This window comes from Aestuariimicrobium sp. T2.26MG-19.2B (assembly GCF_950101875.1).
Taxonomy (GTDB): Bacteria; Actinomycetota; Actinomycetes; order Propionibacteriales; family Propionibacteriaceae; genus Aestuariimicrobium; species Aestuariimicrobium kwangyangense.
In genome coordinates, this window is record NZ_CATNLW010000001.1 from 1,248,919 (window position 1) to 1,267,772 (window position 18,854).

Here is an 18,854-nt window from a genome sequence, read left to right on the forward strand (position 1 = left end):
ACCCTCAGCGGAGGTGCCCGGACCACCCGTGACCAACGGCGGTGGTCGCTTGGCACCGTGCAGGTGACCACGGCGTTCGTGGGTGTTCGCCCAGTGCGGAACCCGCGCTCGTTCCGACGAGCACATTCACCCGGCAGAGCAGCGCAAGAGGGCGTCCGGGGTGGGCGTGTGAGCTTCCGCACCATCGCTGCGTGTGGAGAGCCGCCACCGCAACTGGCACAGTGTGCCTGTGGCCAAGCTGATCACGGAACGATCCCTGACCGACCACGTGTTGCGTCTGGGTGACAACCACCCGCCGATTCCCCTGGAGTCCGCCGACCGGACGATCCATCGTCCCGACCTGGTGCGGGAGCGGTTCGCCGGAGTGATCGACTACCTGGCGCGCGTGGAACTCGAGGTCGACCGCAATGTGCTCGAACTGTTGACGATCCTGCCCGAGGTGAGCGAGGTCGACCGTCTCTTCTACCAGGACGTCTGGTACGACCAGGAAATGGCGCACGGTTACCTGCTCGACCAACTGCAGGTCGACCTGGGACTCGAACCCGCCCAGGCCTTCATGACGGTGCCGTTGCGCATGCGCCTGCTGGGCGCCATGGCCCACGTGCAGCCCATCCAGGAAGTGAGTCGCTTCCTCTACTACCTCACCGGCGCCTCGACGGAGCGGCAAGCGGTGCTCGCCTATTCGACGCTGATCCAGGAACTGGACCGGATGGGGGAGCACGCCATTGCCAGGACCGTGATCCACCCCATCAAGCAGCAGGAACCGGGGCACTTCGCCTTCTACCAGATGTCTGCGACCAAGATGGTGCAGGACCAGGTGCTCGCCCCGTGGCAGATGTTCCTGGCGAAGCAGTTGCGGTCGAAGAGTTTCACGCTGGTCGGCGTCGACTACGTCAAGCAGTTCCAGGCCGACATGGGCGGCGTGGTGGTCGGTCTTGGCTACGACCAGGAGATCGAGCTGTACGCCCGTGAGTTGGGTCGCCTCGAGGCCCGCCTGTTGTGGGCCAACCACAACGGCATGGAGTTCCCGCCCTACTTCCTCAAGGCGCTGCGCGAATCGGTGGAGATGTACCGGGGTCAGGGCAACTTCGCCCGCCCCACCGGGTGACGTGGTTGCGAAGAGATCGCTTCGCTCCCCACTCAAACCGTGACCCGGAATTCAGTTGCCGCGATGTGCCACGCTGGACCGCGTGAAGAAGCTGACCGCCGATGAGATCCGCGCCTCCTTCGTCAACTGCTCGAAGGGGGTGGCGCAGCGGCTCTCGCTGCCCGACCTCGATGCGCAACCCTGGGACGACCTCGACCTGCTGGGTTGGGTCGACCCCAGCGGCTCGGGTACCTCGTACCTGGTCACCGAGCACCCGGTCCACGGTTCCGAGGACGATTCCGAACCGATCGGGTTCGTGTTGCGGGCGAGCAAGGGGTCGGGGGTCAAGCGGCAGAGCATGTGCTCCCTGTGCCTCACGGTGCACTCCAGCTCCGACGTTGCGCTGATGACGGCGGCCCGACCCGGCGCGGCGGGTCGTGCCGGCAACTCCCGCGGCAACTACCTGTGCGCCGACCTCGGCTGTTCGTTGTACGTGCGCGGCCTGCGGCAACCGGCCCGGGTGCAGCCCCACGAGACGATCACCCGCGAGGTCAAGGTGATGAGGTTGCGCAGCAACCTCACGGAGTTCGTGGAGCGGCTCGCGCAGGAGTGACCTCCCTCGCGTCCTGCCGGAGGGGGGTGGTGGTCGAGGCGGCGCTCTCGGAGCGCGTGAGCGTGGGCCCGACGTGGGACGGGTTGGTGTCGGTGGCGTAACAGTGTCACCGAATTGTGTGAATTCGTGGACATGGGACACAGCCCTGGCCTAGGTTCACCCCATCCTTTAGTCGTGGTCGTCCCAATCGTGAGGTGCACCCGTGCGCAAGAAACTCCCTGTGTTGCTGGGAGCTGGCGTCCTGGCGCTGGCCTTCCCCGCCACTGCCCATGCCGAACCAGCGAACAACGTCAAGAACTTCCAGACAGTCGAGGCCGGCGCCAAGCTGGCCTCCGAATTCCGCCCCGGAGCCGCCAACCCTGATGCGACCGTCAAGGTCGTCGTCCAGTTGACCGCCGACCCCGTCGCCGTGGTCGAGGCCAACCAGGGCAAGCTCAGCAAGAGCCAGAAGGCCCAGCTGCGCTCCAGCCTCAAGGCCTCCCAGGAGGGAGTGGTCAAGGCCGTCAAGGCCAAGGGTGGACGGGTCGAGGCCCAGATGCAGTCGGCCATCAACGGTGTGAAGGTGCAGGTCAAGCGTGGCGACGTCGCCTCCCTGGCTGCCCTGCCCGGGGTGAAGTCCGTCACCGCCGTGCACGTGTACACCTTCGACAACGCCACCTCGGTTCCCTACCTGGGCGCCCCCCAGGCGTGGGAGTCCACCGGCAAGACCGGCAAGGGTGTCAAGGTCGCCATCATCGACACCGGTATCGACTACACCCACGCCGATTTCGGTGGTCCCGGCACGGCGGCCGCCTATCAGGCCGCGCATGCCAACGAGACGAAGCCGGCCGATCCCAGTCTCTTCGGGCCCAACGCCCCGCGCGTCAAGGGTGGCATCGACCTCGTCGGTGATGCCTACAACGCGAACGTGGCCGGCTCGGTGCCCAAGCCAGACCCCAACCCGCTGGACTGCCAGGGTCACGGGTCTCACGTGGCCGGCACCGCCGCAGGCGGCGGTGTGACCGCGGACGGGGCCAGCTACACCGGCCCCTACGACTCGTCCACCACCACCAAGGCATGGACCGTCGGACCCGGCGTCGCTCCGCAGGCGGACCTGTACGCGGTCCGCGTGTTCGGCTGCGCGGGCTCGACCGACGTCACCACCGAGGCCATCGACTGGGCCGTCGCCAACGACATGGATGTCATCAACATGTCGCTGGGTTCCACCTATGGTCGTGACGACGACGCCTCGGCCGTGGCTGCCAGCAACGCCGCCGCTGCCGGTGTCGTGGTCGTCGCCTCGGCAGGGAACTCCGGTGGCAACCCCTACATGACCGGTTCGCCCGCCAGTGGGTCGGGGGTCATCTCGGTTGCGGCCAGCGATTCGACCGCCACCTTCCCCGGGGTGAAGCTCAGCTTCAACGGCAACACGGTCGAGGCGATCAACGCCAACGCCGCGACCATCCCCAGCACGCCCTTCAACATCGTCGTGGTGAAGGACAACCCCGCCACCCCGGCGAACGAGGCCGAGGGTTGCTCACCGGCGTCGTTCACCAACGCGGGCATCTCGGCCGACCCTGCGGCTCCGGCCCAGGTGGCCGTCGTCGTCCGTGGTACCTGCGCCCGGGTCGCCAAGGCCATCTACGGCCAGCAGGCCGGTGCCGATGCGGTGGTCATGGTGAACTCCACCAATGACCTGCCCCCCTACGAGGGCCCCATCACCGAGAACCCCGACACCGGAGCGGCCTACACCGTCACCATTCCCTTCGTGGGGGTGCGGAGCTCCGACGGCCCGCTGTTCAACGCCGCTGCCGGTCAGGCCCTGACCATGGCAGCCGCCCAGATCAGCAACCCCGGATTCGGCAAGGCAGCCTCGTTCTCCTCGGGTGGACCCACCAACGGTTCGTCCAGCCTGAAGCCGGGCGTCACCGCCCCGGGAGTGTCGATCTCGTCGGTCGGGGTGGGTACCGGCAACGGCAACGCCATCATGTCGGGCACCTCGATGGCTGCTCCGCACGTGACCGGCGTCGCTGCCCTGGCGGTGCAGGCGCACCCGACGTGGAGCGGTGTCGAGATCAGCAACGCGCTCGTGTCCACCTCCGACGCCTCCAAGCTGTCGGACTACCGCGTCACCCGTGAGGGCAACGGTCTGGTCGACATCAAGCAACTGCTCAACACCTCGGTGCTCGCCTCCGGGGACGCCTGGAATGCCAAGAACACCAGGCAGACCGAGGCCTCGCTCAGCTTCGGGGAGGCCGAGTTCAGCAAGGACTACGTCAAGACCAAGTCGGTCAGCCTGACCAACAAGGGCACCACGGCACGCACGTTCAGCCTGTCGAGCGTGGCCAGCCCGCAGTCGAAGCCGGCCAAGGTCTCGATCTCGCCCGCAACCGTGACGGTTCCCGCCGGCGCGACCGTCAAGGTCGACGTGACCCTGTCGGTGAACGCCAGCGACATCCCCTCGTCGATGGCTGGCCCCGGTCAGTGGTCGTTCTTCGAGGTGTCGGGTCGGGTTGTCGCCACCTCCGGTGACGAGACCCTGGCGGTGCCCTACCTGCTGGTGCCTCGCTCCACCAGCCAGGTGACGGCCACCAGCAAGGGCCAGTTCGACTTGGCCAGGTCGAGTGCTGTCGTCCAGGTGAAGAACGGTCAGGCCCAGCCGGGCACGGCCGACTTCTACACCCTCGGTGTCACCGACAAGAAGGGTGACACCAGCTCCTACTACGGTGGCGTCGACCTGAGGGCTGCCGGTGTGCAGTCCTTCGCCGACGGGTCGGACCAGTTGATGGTCTTCGCCGTGAACTCGTGGACCCGCTTCTCGAACGCGGCCACGCTGGAGTACGACGTCGTCCTCGACACCAACCGGGACGGCAAGGCCGACAAGATCGTCTTCGCGGTCGACTCCGGCCTCGTCCGTGCCGATGACCCCAACGGTGTGACCGAGGTCTTCATCTACGACGTGGCCACCAAGGGGCTGTCGGTCTCCGGCTTCCTCGCGCAGGCGCCGACCGACTCCTCGACGGTGCTGCTGCCGGTCTACGCCAGTGACCTGGGTGTGACCCAGGCGTCGGGTGCCTTCGACTGGTCGGCGGCCAGCTACTCCATCGAGGACAGCTCCGTCGGGGACGAGTTCTCGGGAACGGCTCACTACAGCCCGTGGAACAAGGCGATCAGCGACGGTGACTGGGTCGAGCTGGCGAAGGGCCAGAAGGCGGAGGTCAAGCTCGCCATCGACCCGGCGGCCGCGTCGGCCACCAAGCCCCTGGGCGTGATGGTCGTCTCGTACGACAACCACTCCGGGGCCGACGAGGCCCTGCTGGTGACCGCACGATGAGGCAGCCTCGCTGCTGACGCGACCACCACGTGGTTCGACCAGGCCCCCGGAGCCCAGGCTCCGGGGGCCTGTTCACGTCCGGGGCTGAGGGTCCGGCGCTGGAGGCCGAGGGTCAGGAGGCCCTGGAAGCGGCGGTGATCAAGGGTGGTCGACCAGCAGCCGTCGTAGGGTCCGCTCACCCAGACGCGACATCTGTGGATTGCTCGCGCGGTAGTACCACCACAGCCCGATCGCCTGCTCGAAGGCCCACGCCCGACCGCGCTGCCACTCCTCGTCATCGCTGCCGAGGCCTTCGCGCACCGACTGCCACCACTCGGGGCCGAGCAGGTGCCAGACCGAGACCAGGTCGAGGGACCGGTCGGCCGGTCCGAAGCCACCACCGTCGAGCAGGCCGACCAGTCGGCCTTCGGCCACCAGCACGTTGCCGGGGATGAGGTCACCGTGAGCCATCACCGGCGGCGTCGAGGCGAACCCCAGGTCGCGGAAGCCGTGCCACAGGCGGGTCAGCCGTCCCATGGTCTCGGAATCGACGAAGCGGGCTGTCTCGTGCAGGCAGGTCTCGACCCAGGGTCCGTGGTCGGCGACGCTGCCCCCACGCCCCCTGCCGCAGAAGGGACGACCGCGCGTGTCGGCCTCACGGAAGGCCGTGACCAGGCTCACGAGGTCATCGGCGAACCCAGCGATGGAGGTCTCGGCCCGGAACCCGTCCACCCCGTCGAGCCACGTCTGCACCGCCCAGGGCAGGGGGTGACCGTGCCCCGGCTCGCCCACCCCGAGCGGACGAGGGGTGGCCACGGGTGAGATCTGCGCCAACTCTGCCAGGGCGGCCTGCTCCGAAGTCAGGTCGTCGCGCAGCTGGTCGGGGCCCGCTCCCGGCTGCAGGGGGAACCGAGCCGTGACTTCGTCACCCACCCGGAAGATGGCATTGACCGTTCCCGAGCCCGTCACCGGGGTCACGGTCGGGTGAGGGCCCAAGAGTGGGCCGAACTGCTCGGCGAGCAACCGCTCGACCACATCGACGGTGATGTCGATCTGGTCAGCATGCATGACCGGACCGGCGGTGGTGGGGGTGTCACTCATGGCAGCAACCCTAGGATCGGGGGCCATGAGCCGCGCGAACCCGATGAGACGCCCGAACATTGTCTTCGTGATGTCGGATGACCACGCCGCCCACGCCATCGGCGCCTACGGCTCGAGGATCAACCGCACGCCCCAGCTCGACCGGCTGGCTGACGAGGGGGCGTTGTTCGAGGCGGTGTACTGCACCAACTCGGTGTGCGCACCTTCACGCGCGACGATCCTGACCGGTACGTACTCGCACCTCAATGGCGTGCGCTCGATCTACGAGGACTTCGACTACCGCCTGCCCACCTTCCCGCAGGTGCTCCAGCGCAAGGGTTACGCCACCGCCCTGTTCGGCAAGTGGCATCTCGGGGAGGCCGACGAGAACCTGCCGCAGGGGTTCGACGACTGGGCCATCTTCCGGGGTCAGGGCGAGTACTTCGACCCCGAGCTGATCACGGCCGAGGGTTCGTCCCACGTGGAGGGCTACGCCACTGACCTGATCACGGATCTGGCCTGCGACTGGATCGCAGGGCGCGAGCCGGACCAACCCTTCTGCCTGCTGCTGCACCACAAGGCTCCCCATCGCCCCTGGCAGCCCCACCCCCGCCACGCCGACGCCTACCCGGTCGGCACCATCCCCGAACCCGACACCCTGTTCGACGACTACGAGACCAAGCCGACGGCCGTGAAGGTGGCGCGCATGCGGGTCTCGGACGACCTCACGGTCACCGACGTCAAGGAAGAAGTGCCCGCCGAACTGCTGGGTGACGAGAACCGGGTGGAGCGCACCCGCTGGAACTACCAGCGCTACATGCGTGACTACCTGGGCTGCATCCAGGCGATCGACGAGTCGATGGGACGAGTGCTCGACTCCCTCGACGCGGCAGGGGTGGCCGAGGACACGCTGGTCATCTACACCTCCGACCAGGGCTTCTTCCTCGGGGACCACGGCTGGTACGACAAGCGATTCATCTACGACGAGTCGTTGCAGATGCCCTTCCTGGCCCGCTGGCCCCGGGTGATCGCCCCCGGCACGCGGGTGGCGAGGTCGCTGACCAATGTCGACTTCGCGGCCACCTTCCTCGACCTGGCCGGTCTCGGGCCAGCCGACCTCCCGCAGCAGCAGGGCGAGAGCTTCGCACCCCTGTTCGGTGACCCCGCAGCCGGCACCGGTCACGCGGACTCGGTGTACTACCGCTACTGGGAGCACGACGACCCCAGCCACGGGGCCTGGAGCCACTACGGCGTGCGGACCCCGACCCACAAGCTCGTCTACTACTACGCCGCGGGGCTGGGGGTGAAGGGGGCCAGTGACAAGGTGTACCCCCCTGAGTGGGAGTTGATCGACCTCGTCAACGACCCCCAGGAGCTGGTCAACCTCGCCGACGACCCGCAGTACGCCCACGTGCGGGCCGAGCTGGAACGTGAACTGGCGAGACTGCAACGCCACTACAACGACGAGCCCTACGTCGGCTGAGCAGGCACCCGCCTGGTGTCTCGTGGGTTGAGAGGGGAGCGGAGCGACCCTGTCGAACCCCGGGGTGAGCTTCAGCCCCGGTTGCGCAGGCGGTTCTCCTCGATGGTCACCTTGCGGTGCACCTGACGCTCGTGCACCAGCCACTCCGGCGGGTCGGCGATCAGTTCACCGATCTGGTCGCTGGTGAGGGCCTCAGTGATGCCCGAGCGGGCCAGCCCCGACTTCGACACCCCGAGCTTCTGTGCCATCACGTCGCGAGGGAAGGGTCCGTTGCGGCGCAGATCGACCAGCCAGTGGGGCGGGTTGGCGCGCAGTTCGTCCACCTCGGCACGGGTGATCGGAGTGTTCTGGAAGTCCTCGGGTGCCGCGGGCAGGTGGATGCCGAGCTTGGCCGCCGCAGTGGCCGGCTTCATCGTTTGGCTCATGCGGGGAAGCGTAGACCGGTTAGCCTCGGCGGGTGACCACTGAGCCCGGCGATGCCGTCCCCGAACCCGTCGACCGACCCCGGGTGAGCAGGCGCGGGCTGAGGGTGGGATTCGTGCCTGGGGTGACGCTCACGAAGTGGCGACGCATCTGGGCTGAGCGCTTCCGGTCGTCACTCGAGGTGGTGGAACTCGCCCAGGACGACCAGCGGCGGGCATTGGTCGAGGGACGGGTCGACCTGGCCTTCGTCCGCCTGCCCATCGACCGTTCGGGGCTGCACCTGATCACGCTCTACGACGAGGTCCCCGTGGTCTGGATGAGCAGCGACCACCTGCTGGCAGCCCTCGACGAGGTCAGCTCGGACGACCTCGTGGACGAGCGCGTGATCACCGACGCCGACCCCGAGAGCATCGAGCTGGCCACCTGGTCAGCGGCCGTGCTGCGGGTGCCGATGTCGATCGCACGCAGCGGCGGCCGGAAGGACCTCGTGCACCGGGTGGTGTCCGACGCCGAACCCACCACCATCGGGTTGGCGTGGCTGGTCACCAACGACCACCCCTTGGTCGAGGAGTTCATCGGCGTCGTGCGCGGACGAAGTGCCACCAGTTCACGCAGCGCGCAGGAGAGAGCCGGCCGGTCAACACCGGCACCGGCCACCCGGACCAGCCCGAAGGCCCGTCGTCCTAGACCTCGCGCAACCCGACGCGGACGGTGATCGGCTCGCGCTGACCGCCGACGTGCACGATGTCGTCGCCGTCCACGGTCAACTGCGTGCGGTGCTGGCCCAGTGCTCGCTTCACGACCCCGAGCTTGTCGGTGAGGTCGAGCCACTCGACCCCCTCACCGACCGAGCCCTCGCCGAAGCGCTCCGAGTGGCCCGCCTGGAACACCTCGGCCAACGGCAGACGAAGTCGCCGGGTCGCGATCTCGACCGCCTCACGGGCACGCACGTGGTCGGGGTGCCCATACCCGCCGAGTTCGTCATAGGTGATCACCAGATCGGGCCGCACCGACTCGAGCCAGGCGGCGATGTCGCCGGCGACCTCGTCGACCGGCGACAGGCTGAACGCGTGATCGGGGGAGTCGAGGGCAGGTCCGGCGACCGACGGGGTGACCCAGCGCATGCCCGAGTCGGAGTAGCCGCGTTCCTGCAGTCCCGCGACCCGCGCGCTGCCCTGGCCGAGGAACTCGGCGCGTTCCACCCCCAGGGTGGCGAGCGCCCGCGCCAGTTCACGTTCGCGTTCGGCATCGAGGGCGTCGGCGTGGTGCAGGGCGTCGGCGTCACTGACGTCGAAGGTTCCCGGCACGATCTCACCGCGTTCCCCACGGGTGGCGGTCAGCACCCTCACCTCGACCCCGCGTTCGCGCAGGTGGGCGATCAGCGCACCGGTGGCGATCGTCTCGTCGTCGGGGTGGGCGTGCACGATGGCGACACGTCGCACGTCGTCGAGCAGGGGGTGGGTCACGGACGACTCCTGGGTCGAGGTCGGGTGGGCATGGGCCCGCGAGGTGAGCGACTCGTACAGCTCCACCAGCGCGGTGGCCGTGTGGTTCCAGTCGAAGCGACGGGCGTGGATGGGCGCGACGACACTCATTCGCTCGTGCAGCCCCGGGGTGGTGAGCACGTGCGTGATTGCCTTGCCCCATTCGGCCGGGTCGCGGGAGTCCATCAGTTGCCCCGTCTCGCCGTGCACGACCGCCTCGCGCAGACCACCCGCGGCGGCGGCGATCACGGGCACCCCGGAAGCGGCGGCCTCCAGCGCGATCAGCCCGAAGGTCTCCGAGTGCGAGGGGACGAGCATCAGCCGGGCCCCGCGGATCAGTTCGGCCAGCGACTCGCGGTCCTGACCGCCCACGAACTCGACCTCCTCGGACAGCCCCAGCCGCCCCACGAGCGCGGCGAGGTCTCGTCCGTAGTCGGCGAAGTCGGCGGAGTAGTCGCCGGCGATCACCAGCCGTGGGCGAAGCCACTTCTCGACATGGGCGAGGGCGCGCATGGCGAGGTCTGGCCCCTTCAGAGGTTGCAGCCGCGCCGCGAAGACGGCGTACCCGGGATCGTCCCGATCCGGTCCCACCACTCCGCCCGGGCGTGGGAAGAACTGGGTGCGGTCGACGCCAGGGGCCACGATGTGCACCCGATCGGGGTTGGCCCCGCAGCGTTGCACCACCGTTCCGGCCTCCGCGGCCGAGATGGCGACCACGGCATCGGAGGTCTGGGCGGTGACCCGCTCCCCGGGAACGCGGGCTGGCGACTCCGGGGGTTCCCCGCTCGACAAGGGGGAGCCCGGCAGGGCCGCGACCGAATGGAAGCTCTGCACGTGCGGCACCCGCCACCCACGGGCCACGTCGAGGGCGGCCACCCCCGACATCCAGTGGTGGGAGTGGACGATCCCGGGGGCCTCGAGCCCGGCGAGCCCGGCCCGGAACTCGTCGATGTGGGCGTCGATCTCCGACTTCGCCAAGGGAGCCAGGGGGCCGGCGGGCAGCGTCACCAGGGTGATCCGCCCGGGTGCGCCCTCGGGGCCGACCTCGGTGCTGTCGGCATCGTCCGGGCTGGACTTGCGGGTGACCAAGGTGACGTCGTGCCCCTGCCGAGCCAGGGCGGTGGCGATGTTCCATTCGACGACGTTCATGCCTCCCGCGTCCCCCGACCCGGGGGTGGCGACGGGGGAGGTGTGCATCGACACGAACATGATCTTCACGCGTCGAGCGTAGCGATCAGGCTCTCGGGAGCCGACAGCCGTCAGCCCTCAGCACAAACCCGAGCAGCGACCACGCGGACGTCCTCCACCCCGGCTTTCGGGCCTTGGGTGTTCGCAACGGGTGTTCGGGAACGGGTGATCAGGACGACAGGATGCGCAGGACCACCTCGGCGGCCGCAGCGCTCACCCGATCGACCGTGGCCGCATGGTCGGCGGCTGCGTCGACCCCGCACAGGTCGGAGATACCGCGCACCGAGACGAAACCGATGCCGAACGAGTGCGCCACCTGGGCGATGGCGGTGGCCTCCATCTCGACGGCGACCGTTCCGGGGAAGTCAGCCAGTACCTTCTCGATCAGCGGACCGGCCACGAACACGTCGGCCGAGGCGTGGGGTCCGACGACCACCCCGTCCAGCCCGGCCACGGCGGCCAGGGCCGAGGGGTCGGCAGGGAAGTGCTCCGGCATGCCCGGCACCTGTCCCAGCACGTAACCGAAGGCGACCGCGTCGGCCTGGTGGTGGCGATGTTCGCTGCCGACGGCCACCTGACCCACCGAGACGGCCCCGGCGAACCCGCCGGCTGACCCCACCGAGACGACCAGGCCGGGTTCGAGTCCTTCCCCGGACAGGCGCAGCAGCGCGGCGGTGGTGGCGAGGGCCGCGTTGACCAGACCGATGCCCGACCTGACCAGCAGCACCTCGGACTCGGCCAGGCGGGCCGGCTGCAACCGGGCGCCGCCGACCTCCACCGCGTCGCCGGTCACCTCACCACGGGCCAGGAGGGGCGCGAACTCCGACTCCATGGCTGCCACGATGACGGCGCGGACCCTCGTCCGGTCTGCTGTCGTCGACCGGGCGGGGTTCGAGTGGCCTGGATTCGAGTGGCCGGGATTCGAGTGGCCGGGATTCGAGTGGACGGGGTTCTCCGGGAGGGGGGAGGAACTCACGCGGTGACCCGGGCCCACTCGTCGCGCTTGCCCAGGAATTCCCGCGCAGCGGCCTGTGCACCTTCGAGGGTGTGCGAGGCGGCCCATCCGCACTGCACCTCATTGGCGGCGGGCACCTCGGTGGCGTTGACGACGTCGTTGAGGGCCTGCTCGAGCGTCGTCAGGAATCCCTCGAATCCGCCGAGCGACTCCTGGTTCACCACGAGCACGTAGAAGCCCGTCTGGCAGCCCATCGGCGACACGTCGATCACGTTGTCGACGTGGTCGCGGATCTTCTCGGCGATGGTGTGCTCGAGTGAGTGCACCGTCGGCATCTCCAGGTGCGACTGGTTGGGCTGGGTGAAGCGCACGTCGTACTTGGTGAGCACGTCACCGCCGGGCAATTGCTTGGTGTCGGCCACGCGGACGTAGGGCGCCGCCACGGTGCGATGGTCGAGGTTGAAGCTCTCGACGTTCATCTTCTGGGTCATGACGCCCACCCTAGTCCGAGGGTTCTACGCTCCCGGCCCGTGCGCGGTCGCCTGCACGATCGGCCCCAGTTCCAGCCACCACTGCTCCAGTGGGCGCCGGTGCTTCATGTCCATCACTTCGTGGAAGTGGGCCAGGTTGCCGGTCTCGATCCCGGAAGCTGTGAGGCCGACGTAGAGACCGTCGTGCTTCCCGGACGCGAACTGTCCGCCGATGACATTGAGCGCCCGGCTCACCAGCCTGACCGCCAGGAGTCGGTCGAAGGGGGTCGGGTTCCCGCCCTGCTGCAGGTGACCGAGGATGGACTGGCGCACGTCGAAGAGGTCGCCACCCCCCTCGTCGAACAGTCGGGCGAGGAAGTCGGTGGTGTAGTGGTCATTGGCGCCCTCGCTCCGCACCGCCAGGAACAGGCGTCGTCCGGTCGCGAAGGAGTCACGCATCCACTCCAGATCGGTGACCAGGTCGTCGAGGGTGATGCCTTCCTCGTGCAGGTAGATCCGCTCCGCACCGCCGGCCAGTCCGCCGATGGCGGCCAGGTAGCCGCACTGGCGTCCCATGGTCTCGATCACGAAGCAACGTTTCGTCGCCGTACCGGACTGCTTGATGCGGTCGATCGACTCGGTGATGGCGTTCAGGGCGGTGTCCGCGCCGACCGAGAGTTCCGAGCCCGGCAGGTTGTTGTCGATGCTGGCGGGCACGCACACGATGGGCAGGTTGAAGGCGGGGTAGCGGTCGCGTTCGTGGTTGAGCAGCCAGGCCCCTTCGTAGGCATTGAAGCCGCCGACCACCAGAAGGGCCGAGATCCGGTTCTCCTCAATGGCCCGTGAGATGGAGTAGAGGTGCTCGATCTCGGGCACGTCGCGCTTGGTGCCCAGGTTGGCCCCGCCCTCGCCCATCCAGCCCTCGACGTCGCCCCAGCCGAGTTCGGTGAGGTCGCCGTCTCGCAGCCCGTCGAAGCCGTTGCGGACCCCCAGCACGCTGAATCCCCGACTCAGGCCCAACCGCACCGCCGCCTCGGCGGCGGTGTTCATGCCGGGCGCCAGTCCACCGGCGTGCAGGACCGCGATCCGCTGGGTGTCGGGGGAGGACGACTCGACGTGCTCAGGATTGTTCAACTCGTCGAAGATGTCGGCCATCTCGTGGAAGGAGCCCCCTCGCAGTTGCATGGCCCCCTCGAAGTCCTGCTCCTGGATGCGCACCGGCACCTGCCGGGTGCGCTCGACCGCCTCGACCAGGTCGAAGGCGGCCACCCTGTTGCCGCGGATGCCGAGCACGGTGCCCGCATCCCCCGGCTGGGCGGCGAGAACCTGGTGCACGGCCTTGTACCCCAGCCAGGTGGAGGCCCACCGGTCGTAGGCACTGGGACGACCGCCCCGCTGCACGTGCCCCAGGATGGTGATCCGGGCGTCCTCGTCGAGTTTGTCCTTGATGACATCGGCCACCAGACGGGCCGTGATCGGGGTCCCGTGCCGATCCTGGGCGCCCTCGGCCACGATCACCATCGACTCGCGGCGACCTTGGGCTCGGCCACGGCTGAGGGCGGCCGCCATCCTGTCCTCCCACCCGTCGGCGGGCGGGTTCTCGGGTACGAACACCCAGTCGCACCCGCCGGCGATCGCCGACATCAGCGCCAGGTAGCCGCAGTGTCGTCCCATCACCTCGACCACGAAGCGGCGCTGGTGGCTGGCCGAGGTGGACGAGAGCGCGTCGAGCGCGTCGATGATGCGGTGCAGGGCGCTGTCGGCGCCGATGGTGGTCTCGGTCCCGACCAGGTCGTTGTCGATGGAACCGACCAGTCCGGCGATCATCAGGGCGGGGTGGGCGTCGGCGCTGGTCTGGCTGATGCGCCCCTCGGCGACCAGTTCGTCGAGCAGGCCCGGCCACTCGCGTGAGAACAGGTCGAGGCCCGACAGGGACCCGTCACCGCCGATCACGATCAGCCGGTCGATCCCGCGGTCGACCAGGTTCGCGGCGGCCTTCTTGCGTCCCCAACGCTCCTTGAAGTCGAGACTGCGAAAGGTGCCGATGACGGTGCCACCGCGGTGCAACACCGAGCCGACGTCGTCCCAGCTGAACTGCTTGATCCCGTCGCCGCCTTCGATCATGCCTTGGTAGCCCTCGTAGATGGCGAAGGCCTCGGCGCCCATCGAGAGCGCGGTGCGGACGACGGCCCTGACGGCCGCGTTCATGCCCTGGGCATCGCCTCCGGAGGTCAGGATGCCCAGCCGGGGGACCGACCCGCTGGCGGCCACGGCGCGGGCTGGGGCATCCGCGAGCGGAGCGGCGTCGGCGGAAGGCAGGGCTGGTGTCGCTGGCACGCCCCCAGTGTCGCAGTCGCCGTCGTCCGGGCCGAGGGTGGGCCAGAAGTTGCCGTCGAGTCGGGCAACCGGTGGGGCCTCCGGGGCGTGTGAGGGACGAGGGGTCGAGGATGGTCCCGAACACTGACGGGGAGGAGAGCGACGAGATGACACGCGGGAGCCGTCGTTGGTTGGCCGCGGCCATGGTCGGGGCGCTGGCCGTCACAGGCTGCGCGCGGATCCCGCTGGACGGCCCGAGTTCGGCGACGACAAGGCCGTCGACGGCAGGCACGACCGTCGGCGAGCGGTCCCCACGGCCGACCGCCCCGGCGGCGAGCCCCACCGGGTCGACCACCGCCCAGCACCGCACCGCCACCCTGGTGTTCTCCGGCGACCTGCTGTGGCACGACTCCGTGTGGCTCTCCGCCGCCGACGACCATCGCCGCACCGGCAAGGGCGACACCTACGACTTCGACCCGATGTTCGCGGCCATGAAGCCCGTGATCTCGTCGGCCGACCTCGCCGTCTGCCACGAGGAGGTGCCGTTCGCCAAGCCCGGCCAGGCGCCCGTCGGCTACCCGACCTTCCGCGCCCCTCGGCAGATCGCCGCGTGGATCCCGACCATGGGGTGGGACGCCTGCACCACGGCCTCGAACCATTCCATCGACCAGGGGTTCAGCGGTCTGAAGGACACCTATGAGCTGCTGCGCCAGCACGGGGTGCAACCCGTCGGCACGTTCCCCACGGCAGCGGCCCGGGCCACCCCGGTGATCCTCACCACCCGGCAGGGAGTGCGGATCGGCCTGGTCTCGGGCACCTACGCCACCAACGGCATCCCGCTGCCGAAGGGTCGGGAGTGGTCACTGTCGATGTGGGACGCCGACAACCTGCTCGCGCAGGCCCACCGCGCCCGGCAGGCGGGGGCCGACTTCGTCGTCGTGTCGATGCACGGTGGGGACGAGTACCAGACCGCCCCCAACCAGGCGCAACGTGAACTGGTGCGCAGACTGACGGCGTCGTCCGATGTCGACCTGGTCGTGGGCGAGCACGTGCACGTGGTGCAGCCCATCACCAGGGTCAACCACACCTGGGTGGTCTACGGCATGGGCAACCTGGTCGCCCAGCACCTGACCGACGTGCCCAGGGGCTACGAGGGGATCACGGTGCGGTTCACGGTGGCCGAGCGTTCCGGGGGTGGGTTCGAGGTGTCGAGGGCCGAGTACATACCGACGCTGGTCACCCACTACAGCCCCGGCCATCCCGTCCGGATCCTCCCCGTCGTCCCGAGCCTGGCCAGCGGTACGGGCGACCGGGCGCGGCTGCAGGTGGCCCTCCAGCGGACCCGCCAGGCCGTCCATTCCATGGGTGGGGACGAGGGGCTGAGCGAGGGTTGACCGTTTACGCTGGACCCGCTACAAACTGAATGGCCACTCTGTTTGAATGGAGTCAGGAAACATCGTCGTCCTCCTGCGCGGAGGAATCCAGTCAAGGAAGAGTGGAACCCATGAGCAATCTGTCCCTGCAGCTTTACACCATCCGCGAGGAGCTCGAGCGCGACGCCGAGCACGCCCTCGATGTCGTGGCCGGCACCGGTATCACCGAGGTCGAGCCCTTCGGCATCACCCAGTTCCGGGAGTGGCTGCCCGCCGCCCTCGCCAAGCGCGGACTGAAGGTGACCACCACCCACACCGACCTGCTGGGCGACTTCGACAACTCGGTCGCCGCCCTCAAGGAGGTCGGTGGCACCACGCTGGTGCAGCCCTTCTTCGATCCCCAGAAGTGGACGACCAAGGAAGGCATCCAGGAGCTGGCCACCCAGCTCAACGAGGCCGCCCGCAAGGCAGCCCCCGAGGGACTCAAGGTCGGCTACCACAACCACCACTTCGAGTTCTTCACCGACTTCGACGGCGTCAACTCCTACGACTACTTCGTCAGCCTGCTCGACCCCGAGGTGGTGCTCGAGATCGACACCTACTGGGTCTCGGTGGCCGGTCTCGACCCGGTCGAACTGGTGCAGCGTCTGGGTGACCGCGTCACCCACCTGCACATCAAGGACGGCCCCGCCCCCGTCACCCGCGAGTTCTCGAGGGAGAAGCACGACGAGCAGCCCGCCAACGTGGTGCTCGGACAGGGCAGCATGGACCTCGACACCCTGCTGGGTGCGACCGAGAACAAGACCTGGGTGGTCGAGTTCGACAAGACCGACGGTGACATCCTCGACGAGGTCGTCGCGTCGATCGCCTACCTGCAGAACCGCTGAGAGTTCGGTCCCAGCACCCCCGGGACCGGCAGCGCTCCGCCCCACCCACGCACCACCACCCCCTCCAGCACCAAACCTTTCGTCAACACACGTTCCGTCAACACACCCTCAATAAGGACATTCATGAGTGACAAGAAGATCCGCGTCGGGATCATCGGCCTCGGCTTCATCGCGCGAGGCAAGCACCTGCCCGGCCTGGCGTCGGTCTCCGACGACGTCGACATCATCGCCTTCTGCGACTTCGAGCAGGAGAAGTGCGACGAGTACATCGCGCAGTACGGCGTCGAGGGCAGCTACACCACCAACGACTGGAAGCAGGTGGTGGCCGACGAGACCATCGACGTGATCCACGTCTGCACCTGGAACGTCAGCCACGCCGAGATCACCTGTGCCGCCCTCGAGGCCGGCAAGCACGTGCTGTGCGAGAAGCCCATGGCCATCTCTTCGGCCGAGGCCAAGCAGATGGTCGACACCGCCAAGAAGACCGGCAAGATCTTGTCGATCGGCTACCAGAACCGCTACCGCGACGACGTGCAGATGGCCCGCAAGGCTGTCGACGACGGCCTGCTCGGTGACATCTACGTCGGCAAGGCCCACGCCATCCGCCGCCGTGGCGTGCCCACCTGGGGCGTCTTCACCGATGTCGAGAAGCAGGGCGGTGGCCCGCTGATCGACATCGGCACCCACGCCCTCGACCTGTCGCTGTGGCTGATGGACAACTACGAGGTCGAGTCGGTCAACGGGTCGGTCTTCCACAAGATCGCCGACATCCCCTACGGCGAGGCCGGTTCGGACTTCCCGCAGGACAACTTCTCGACCGAGGACTCAGCCTTCGGCTACGTGAAGATGAAGAACGGCGCCATGATCTTCCTCGAGGCGGCCTGGGCGATCAACTTCGCGCACTCGCGTGAGGCCGCGGTCACCCTCGCCGGCACCAAGGGTGGCGTCGAACTCGACCACGACGGTGGTGCCTACCAGGCCACCATCAACAATGTCGTGGCCGGCCGCACCGTGCTCACCAAGTCGGACACCTCGCGGTTCTTCTCCCCCGGAGCAGGCGCCGCGAACGACGCCACCAACGAGGCCAAGGCCTTCTACGGTGCCGTCAAGGGCGAGAGCGAACTGGTGGTCAAGCCCGAGCAGGCGCTGGTCGTGACCCAGATCCTGGAGGCCATCTACGCCTCGGCCAAGTCGGGCCAGCCGGTCAACTTCTGACGGATCGGGAAAGGCACGCACATGAAGTTGGGATTCCTGACGGCCTGTCTGCCGTCGTGGTCGCTCGAACAGATCGCCGACTACGCGGTCGAACAGGGCTACCAGACTCTCGAGGTGGCCTGTTGGCCCGGTGGCCCCGCCACTCGCGACTTCGAGGCCTCGCACATCGACGTCTCGAACCTCGATGCCGAGGTCGAGCGGGTCAACGCCATCCGCGAGCGCACGGGCCTCGAGATCACCTCGCTGGCCTACTACGAGAACAACCTCAACGGTGACCTCGAGCGGCGCGGCCAGATCCGTGAACACTTCAAGAAGGTGATCGACATGGCCGCGGCCCTGGAGGTGCCCACCGCGGGCACCTTCATCGGACGTGACATGGCCAAGTCGATCAACGAGAACCAGCGGGAGGCGGAGCGGGTCTTCCCCGAGATCACCGACCACGCTGGCGAGAAGGGCGTCAAGGTCGTCATCGAGAACTGCGTGATGGAGGGTTGGCACCCCGACGGTTACCCCGGAAACATCGCCTACTCCCCGGAACTGTGGGAGTGGATGTGCAAGGAGTTGGGGTTGTTCCTCAACTGGGACCCGAGCCACCTCACGTGGATCGGCATCGACCCCGTCGAGACCATCGAGCCCTTCGCCGAGTACATCGTGCACGCCCAGGCCAAGGACCTCGAACTGTTCCCGCGCAAGCGGAACGAGATGGGCTTCTACGGCACCATCAACAAGGGCGGCAACCCTTGGTACATGGGCTGGTGGCGCTACCGGATCCCCGGCCGTGGCACCGTCGACTGGGCCAAGGTCGTCGACAAGCTCTACGAGGTCGGCTACACCGGCACCCTCTCGGTCGAGCACGAGGACCCGCTGTGGGGAGGTGACCCCGAGAAGAACATCGAGGGGTTGCGGATTGCCTACAACCACCTTCGTCCGCTGATCGGGTCGATCGAACCGAATCTGTCGCACCTCGCCTGAGGCCGACCGTTCGTCC

Annotated in this window: 15 protein-coding genes; 9 read left to right on the plus strand and 6 right to left on the minus strand. The window is 68.3% G+C overall.

Going from position 1 to position 18,854, the window contains the following annotated elements; translation table 11 throughout:
• Positions 1–229: 229 nt before the first annotated feature.
• The 3 genes from QQZ11_RS05525 to QQZ11_RS05535 all read left to right on the plus strand — a co-directional run bounded on the left by QQZ11_RS05525 (position 230) and on the right by QQZ11_RS05535 (position 5,013).
• On the plus strand, positions 230–1,108 hold the full coding sequence (locus QQZ11_RS05525) for a GTP-binding protein LepA (RefSeq protein WP_284549165.1): 879 nt from the start codon (positions 230–232) through the stop codon (positions 1,106–1,108).
• Between the two features lie 82 nt (positions 1,109–1,190).
• Positions 1,191–1,700 carry an FBP domain-containing protein gene (locus QQZ11_RS05530; RefSeq protein WP_284549166.1) on the plus strand — a complete coding sequence of 170 codons (510 nt, stop codon included), beginning with the start codon at positions 1,191–1,193 and terminating at the stop codon, positions 1,698–1,700.
• Between the two features lie 202 nt (positions 1,701–1,902).
• Positions 1,903–5,013 (plus strand): S8 family peptidase, encoded by a 3,111-nt coding sequence (locus QQZ11_RS05535; protein ID WP_284549168.1) that lies wholly within the window; start codon positions 1,903–1,905, stop codon positions 5,011–5,013.
• 138 nt (positions 5,014–5,151) lie between these two features.
• Here QQZ11_RS05535 and QQZ11_RS05540 read toward each other — a convergent pair whose 3' ends face one another.
• Positions 5,152–6,093, minus strand: a complete 942-nt coding sequence (locus tag QQZ11_RS05540) for a phosphotransferase (RefSeq protein ID WP_284549169.1) — start codon at positions 6,091–6,093, stop codon at positions 5,152–5,154.
• Positions 6,094–6,118: 25 nt separating this feature from the next.
• Between QQZ11_RS05540 and QQZ11_RS05545 the strand changes: the two genes are divergently transcribed.
• Positions 6,119–7,555: a sulfatase family protein gene (locus QQZ11_RS05545; protein WP_284549170.1), complete on the plus strand. Its 1,437-nt coding sequence runs from the start codon at positions 6,119–6,121 to the stop codon at positions 7,553–7,555.
• A gap of 71 nt (positions 7,556–7,626) precedes the next feature.
• On the opposite strand, the gene QQZ11_RS05550 is transcribed toward QQZ11_RS05545, so the two are convergent.
• Positions 7,627–7,980: a DUF5997 family protein gene (locus QQZ11_RS05550; RefSeq protein ID WP_284549172.1), complete on the minus strand. Its 354-nt coding sequence runs from the start codon at positions 7,978–7,980 to the stop codon at positions 7,627–7,629.
• A 32-nt stretch (positions 7,981–8,012) separates the two neighbouring features.
• Between QQZ11_RS05550 and QQZ11_RS05555 the strand changes: the two genes are divergently transcribed.
• Positions 8,013–8,693, plus strand: coding sequence for a LysR substrate-binding domain-containing protein (locus QQZ11_RS05555; RefSeq protein WP_284549173.1), 681 nt, complete (start codon positions 8,013–8,015; stop codon positions 8,691–8,693).
• Here the strand turns inward: QQZ11_RS05555 and QQZ11_RS05560 are convergent.
• The 4 genes from QQZ11_RS05560 to QQZ11_RS05575 form a co-directional block, all read right to left on the minus strand.
• On the minus strand, positions 8,662–10,671 hold the full coding sequence (locus QQZ11_RS05560; RefSeq protein WP_284550172.1) for a glycosyltransferase: 2,010 nt from the start codon (positions 10,669–10,671) through the stop codon (positions 8,662–8,664). The two genes, QQZ11_RS05555 and QQZ11_RS05560, sit on opposite strands and share 32 nt — an antisense overlap.
• A gap of 148 nt (positions 10,672–10,819) precedes the next feature.
• Positions 10,820–11,491, minus strand: coding sequence for a 5'-methylthioadenosine/S-adenosylhomocysteine nucleosidase (gene mtnN / locus QQZ11_RS05565; RefSeq protein WP_284549174.1), 672 nt, complete (start codon positions 11,489–11,491; stop codon positions 10,820–10,822).
• Between the two features lie 131 nt (positions 11,492–11,622).
• Positions 11,623–12,096 carry an S-ribosylhomocysteine lyase gene (locus tag QQZ11_RS05570; RefSeq protein WP_022908817.1) on the minus strand — a complete coding sequence of 158 codons (474 nt, stop codon included), beginning with the start codon at positions 12,094–12,096 and terminating at the stop codon, positions 11,623–11,625.
• 24 nt (positions 12,097–12,120) lie between these two features.
• Positions 12,121–14,346, minus strand: a complete 2,226-nt coding sequence (locus QQZ11_RS05575; protein ID WP_284550173.1) for a 6-phosphofructokinase — start codon at positions 14,344–14,346, stop codon at positions 12,121–12,123.
• A gap of 176 nt (positions 14,347–14,522) precedes the next feature.
• Between QQZ11_RS05575 and QQZ11_RS05580 the strand changes: the two genes are divergently transcribed.
• From QQZ11_RS05580 to QQZ11_RS05595, 4 genes are all read left to right on the plus strand, one after another.
• Positions 14,523–15,785, plus strand: a complete 1,263-nt coding sequence (locus QQZ11_RS05580) for a CapA family protein (RefSeq protein WP_284549175.1) — start codon at positions 14,523–14,525, stop codon at positions 15,783–15,785.
• Positions 15,786–15,895: 110 nt separating this feature from the next.
• Positions 15,896–16,651, plus strand: coding sequence for a sugar phosphate isomerase/epimerase family protein (locus QQZ11_RS05585; RefSeq protein WP_284549177.1), 756 nt, complete (start codon positions 15,896–15,898; stop codon positions 16,649–16,651).
• Between the two features lie 123 nt (positions 16,652–16,774).
• Positions 16,775–17,866: a Gfo/Idh/MocA family protein gene (locus QQZ11_RS05590; RefSeq protein ID WP_022908813.1), complete on the plus strand. Its 1,092-nt coding sequence runs from the start codon at positions 16,775–16,777 to the stop codon at positions 17,864–17,866.
• A 21-nt stretch (positions 17,867–17,887) separates the two neighbouring features.
• Positions 17,888–18,838: a sugar phosphate isomerase/epimerase family protein gene (locus QQZ11_RS05595; protein WP_022908812.1), complete on the plus strand. Its 951-nt coding sequence runs from the start codon at positions 17,888–17,890 to the stop codon at positions 18,836–18,838.
• The last annotated feature ends 16 nt before the right edge of the window (positions 18,839–18,854 follow it).

Bases quoted from the DNA above. Each gene is read 5' to 3' on its own strand.
- QQZ11_RS05570 (WP_022908817.1), bottom strand. From the start codon at position 12,096: ATGACCCAGAAGATGAACGTCGAGAGCTTCAACCTCGACCATCGCACC.
- QQZ11_RS05560 (WP_284550172.1), bottom strand. From the start codon at position 10,671: ATGTTCGTGTCGATGCACACCTCCCCCGTCGCCACCCCCGGGTCGGGG.
- QQZ11_RS05585 (WP_284549177.1), top strand. From the start codon at position 15,896: ATGAGCAATCTGTCCCTGCAGCTTTACACCATCCGCGAGGAGCTCGAG.
- QQZ11_RS05545 (WP_284549170.1), top strand. From the start codon at position 6,119: ATGAGCCGCGCGAACCCGATGAGACGCCCGAACATTGTCTTCGTGATG.
- QQZ11_RS05550 (WP_284549172.1), bottom strand. From the start codon at position 7,980: ATGAGCCAAACGATGAAGCCGGCCACTGCGGCGGCCAAGCTCGGCATC.
- QQZ11_RS05590 (WP_022908813.1), top strand. From the start codon at position 16,775: ATGAGTGACAAGAAGATCCGCGTCGGGATCATCGGCCTCGGCTTCATC.
- QQZ11_RS05540 (WP_284549169.1), bottom strand. From the start codon at position 6,093: ATGAGTGACACCCCCACCACCGCCGGTCCGGTCATGCATGCTGACCAG.
- QQZ11_RS05595 (WP_022908812.1), top strand. From the start codon at position 17,888: ATGAAGTTGGGATTCCTGACGGCCTGTCTGCCGTCGTGGTCGCTCGAA.
- QQZ11_RS05580 (WP_284549175.1), top strand. From the start codon at position 14,523: ATGGTCCCGAACACTGACGGGGAGGAGAGCGACGAGATGACACGCGGG.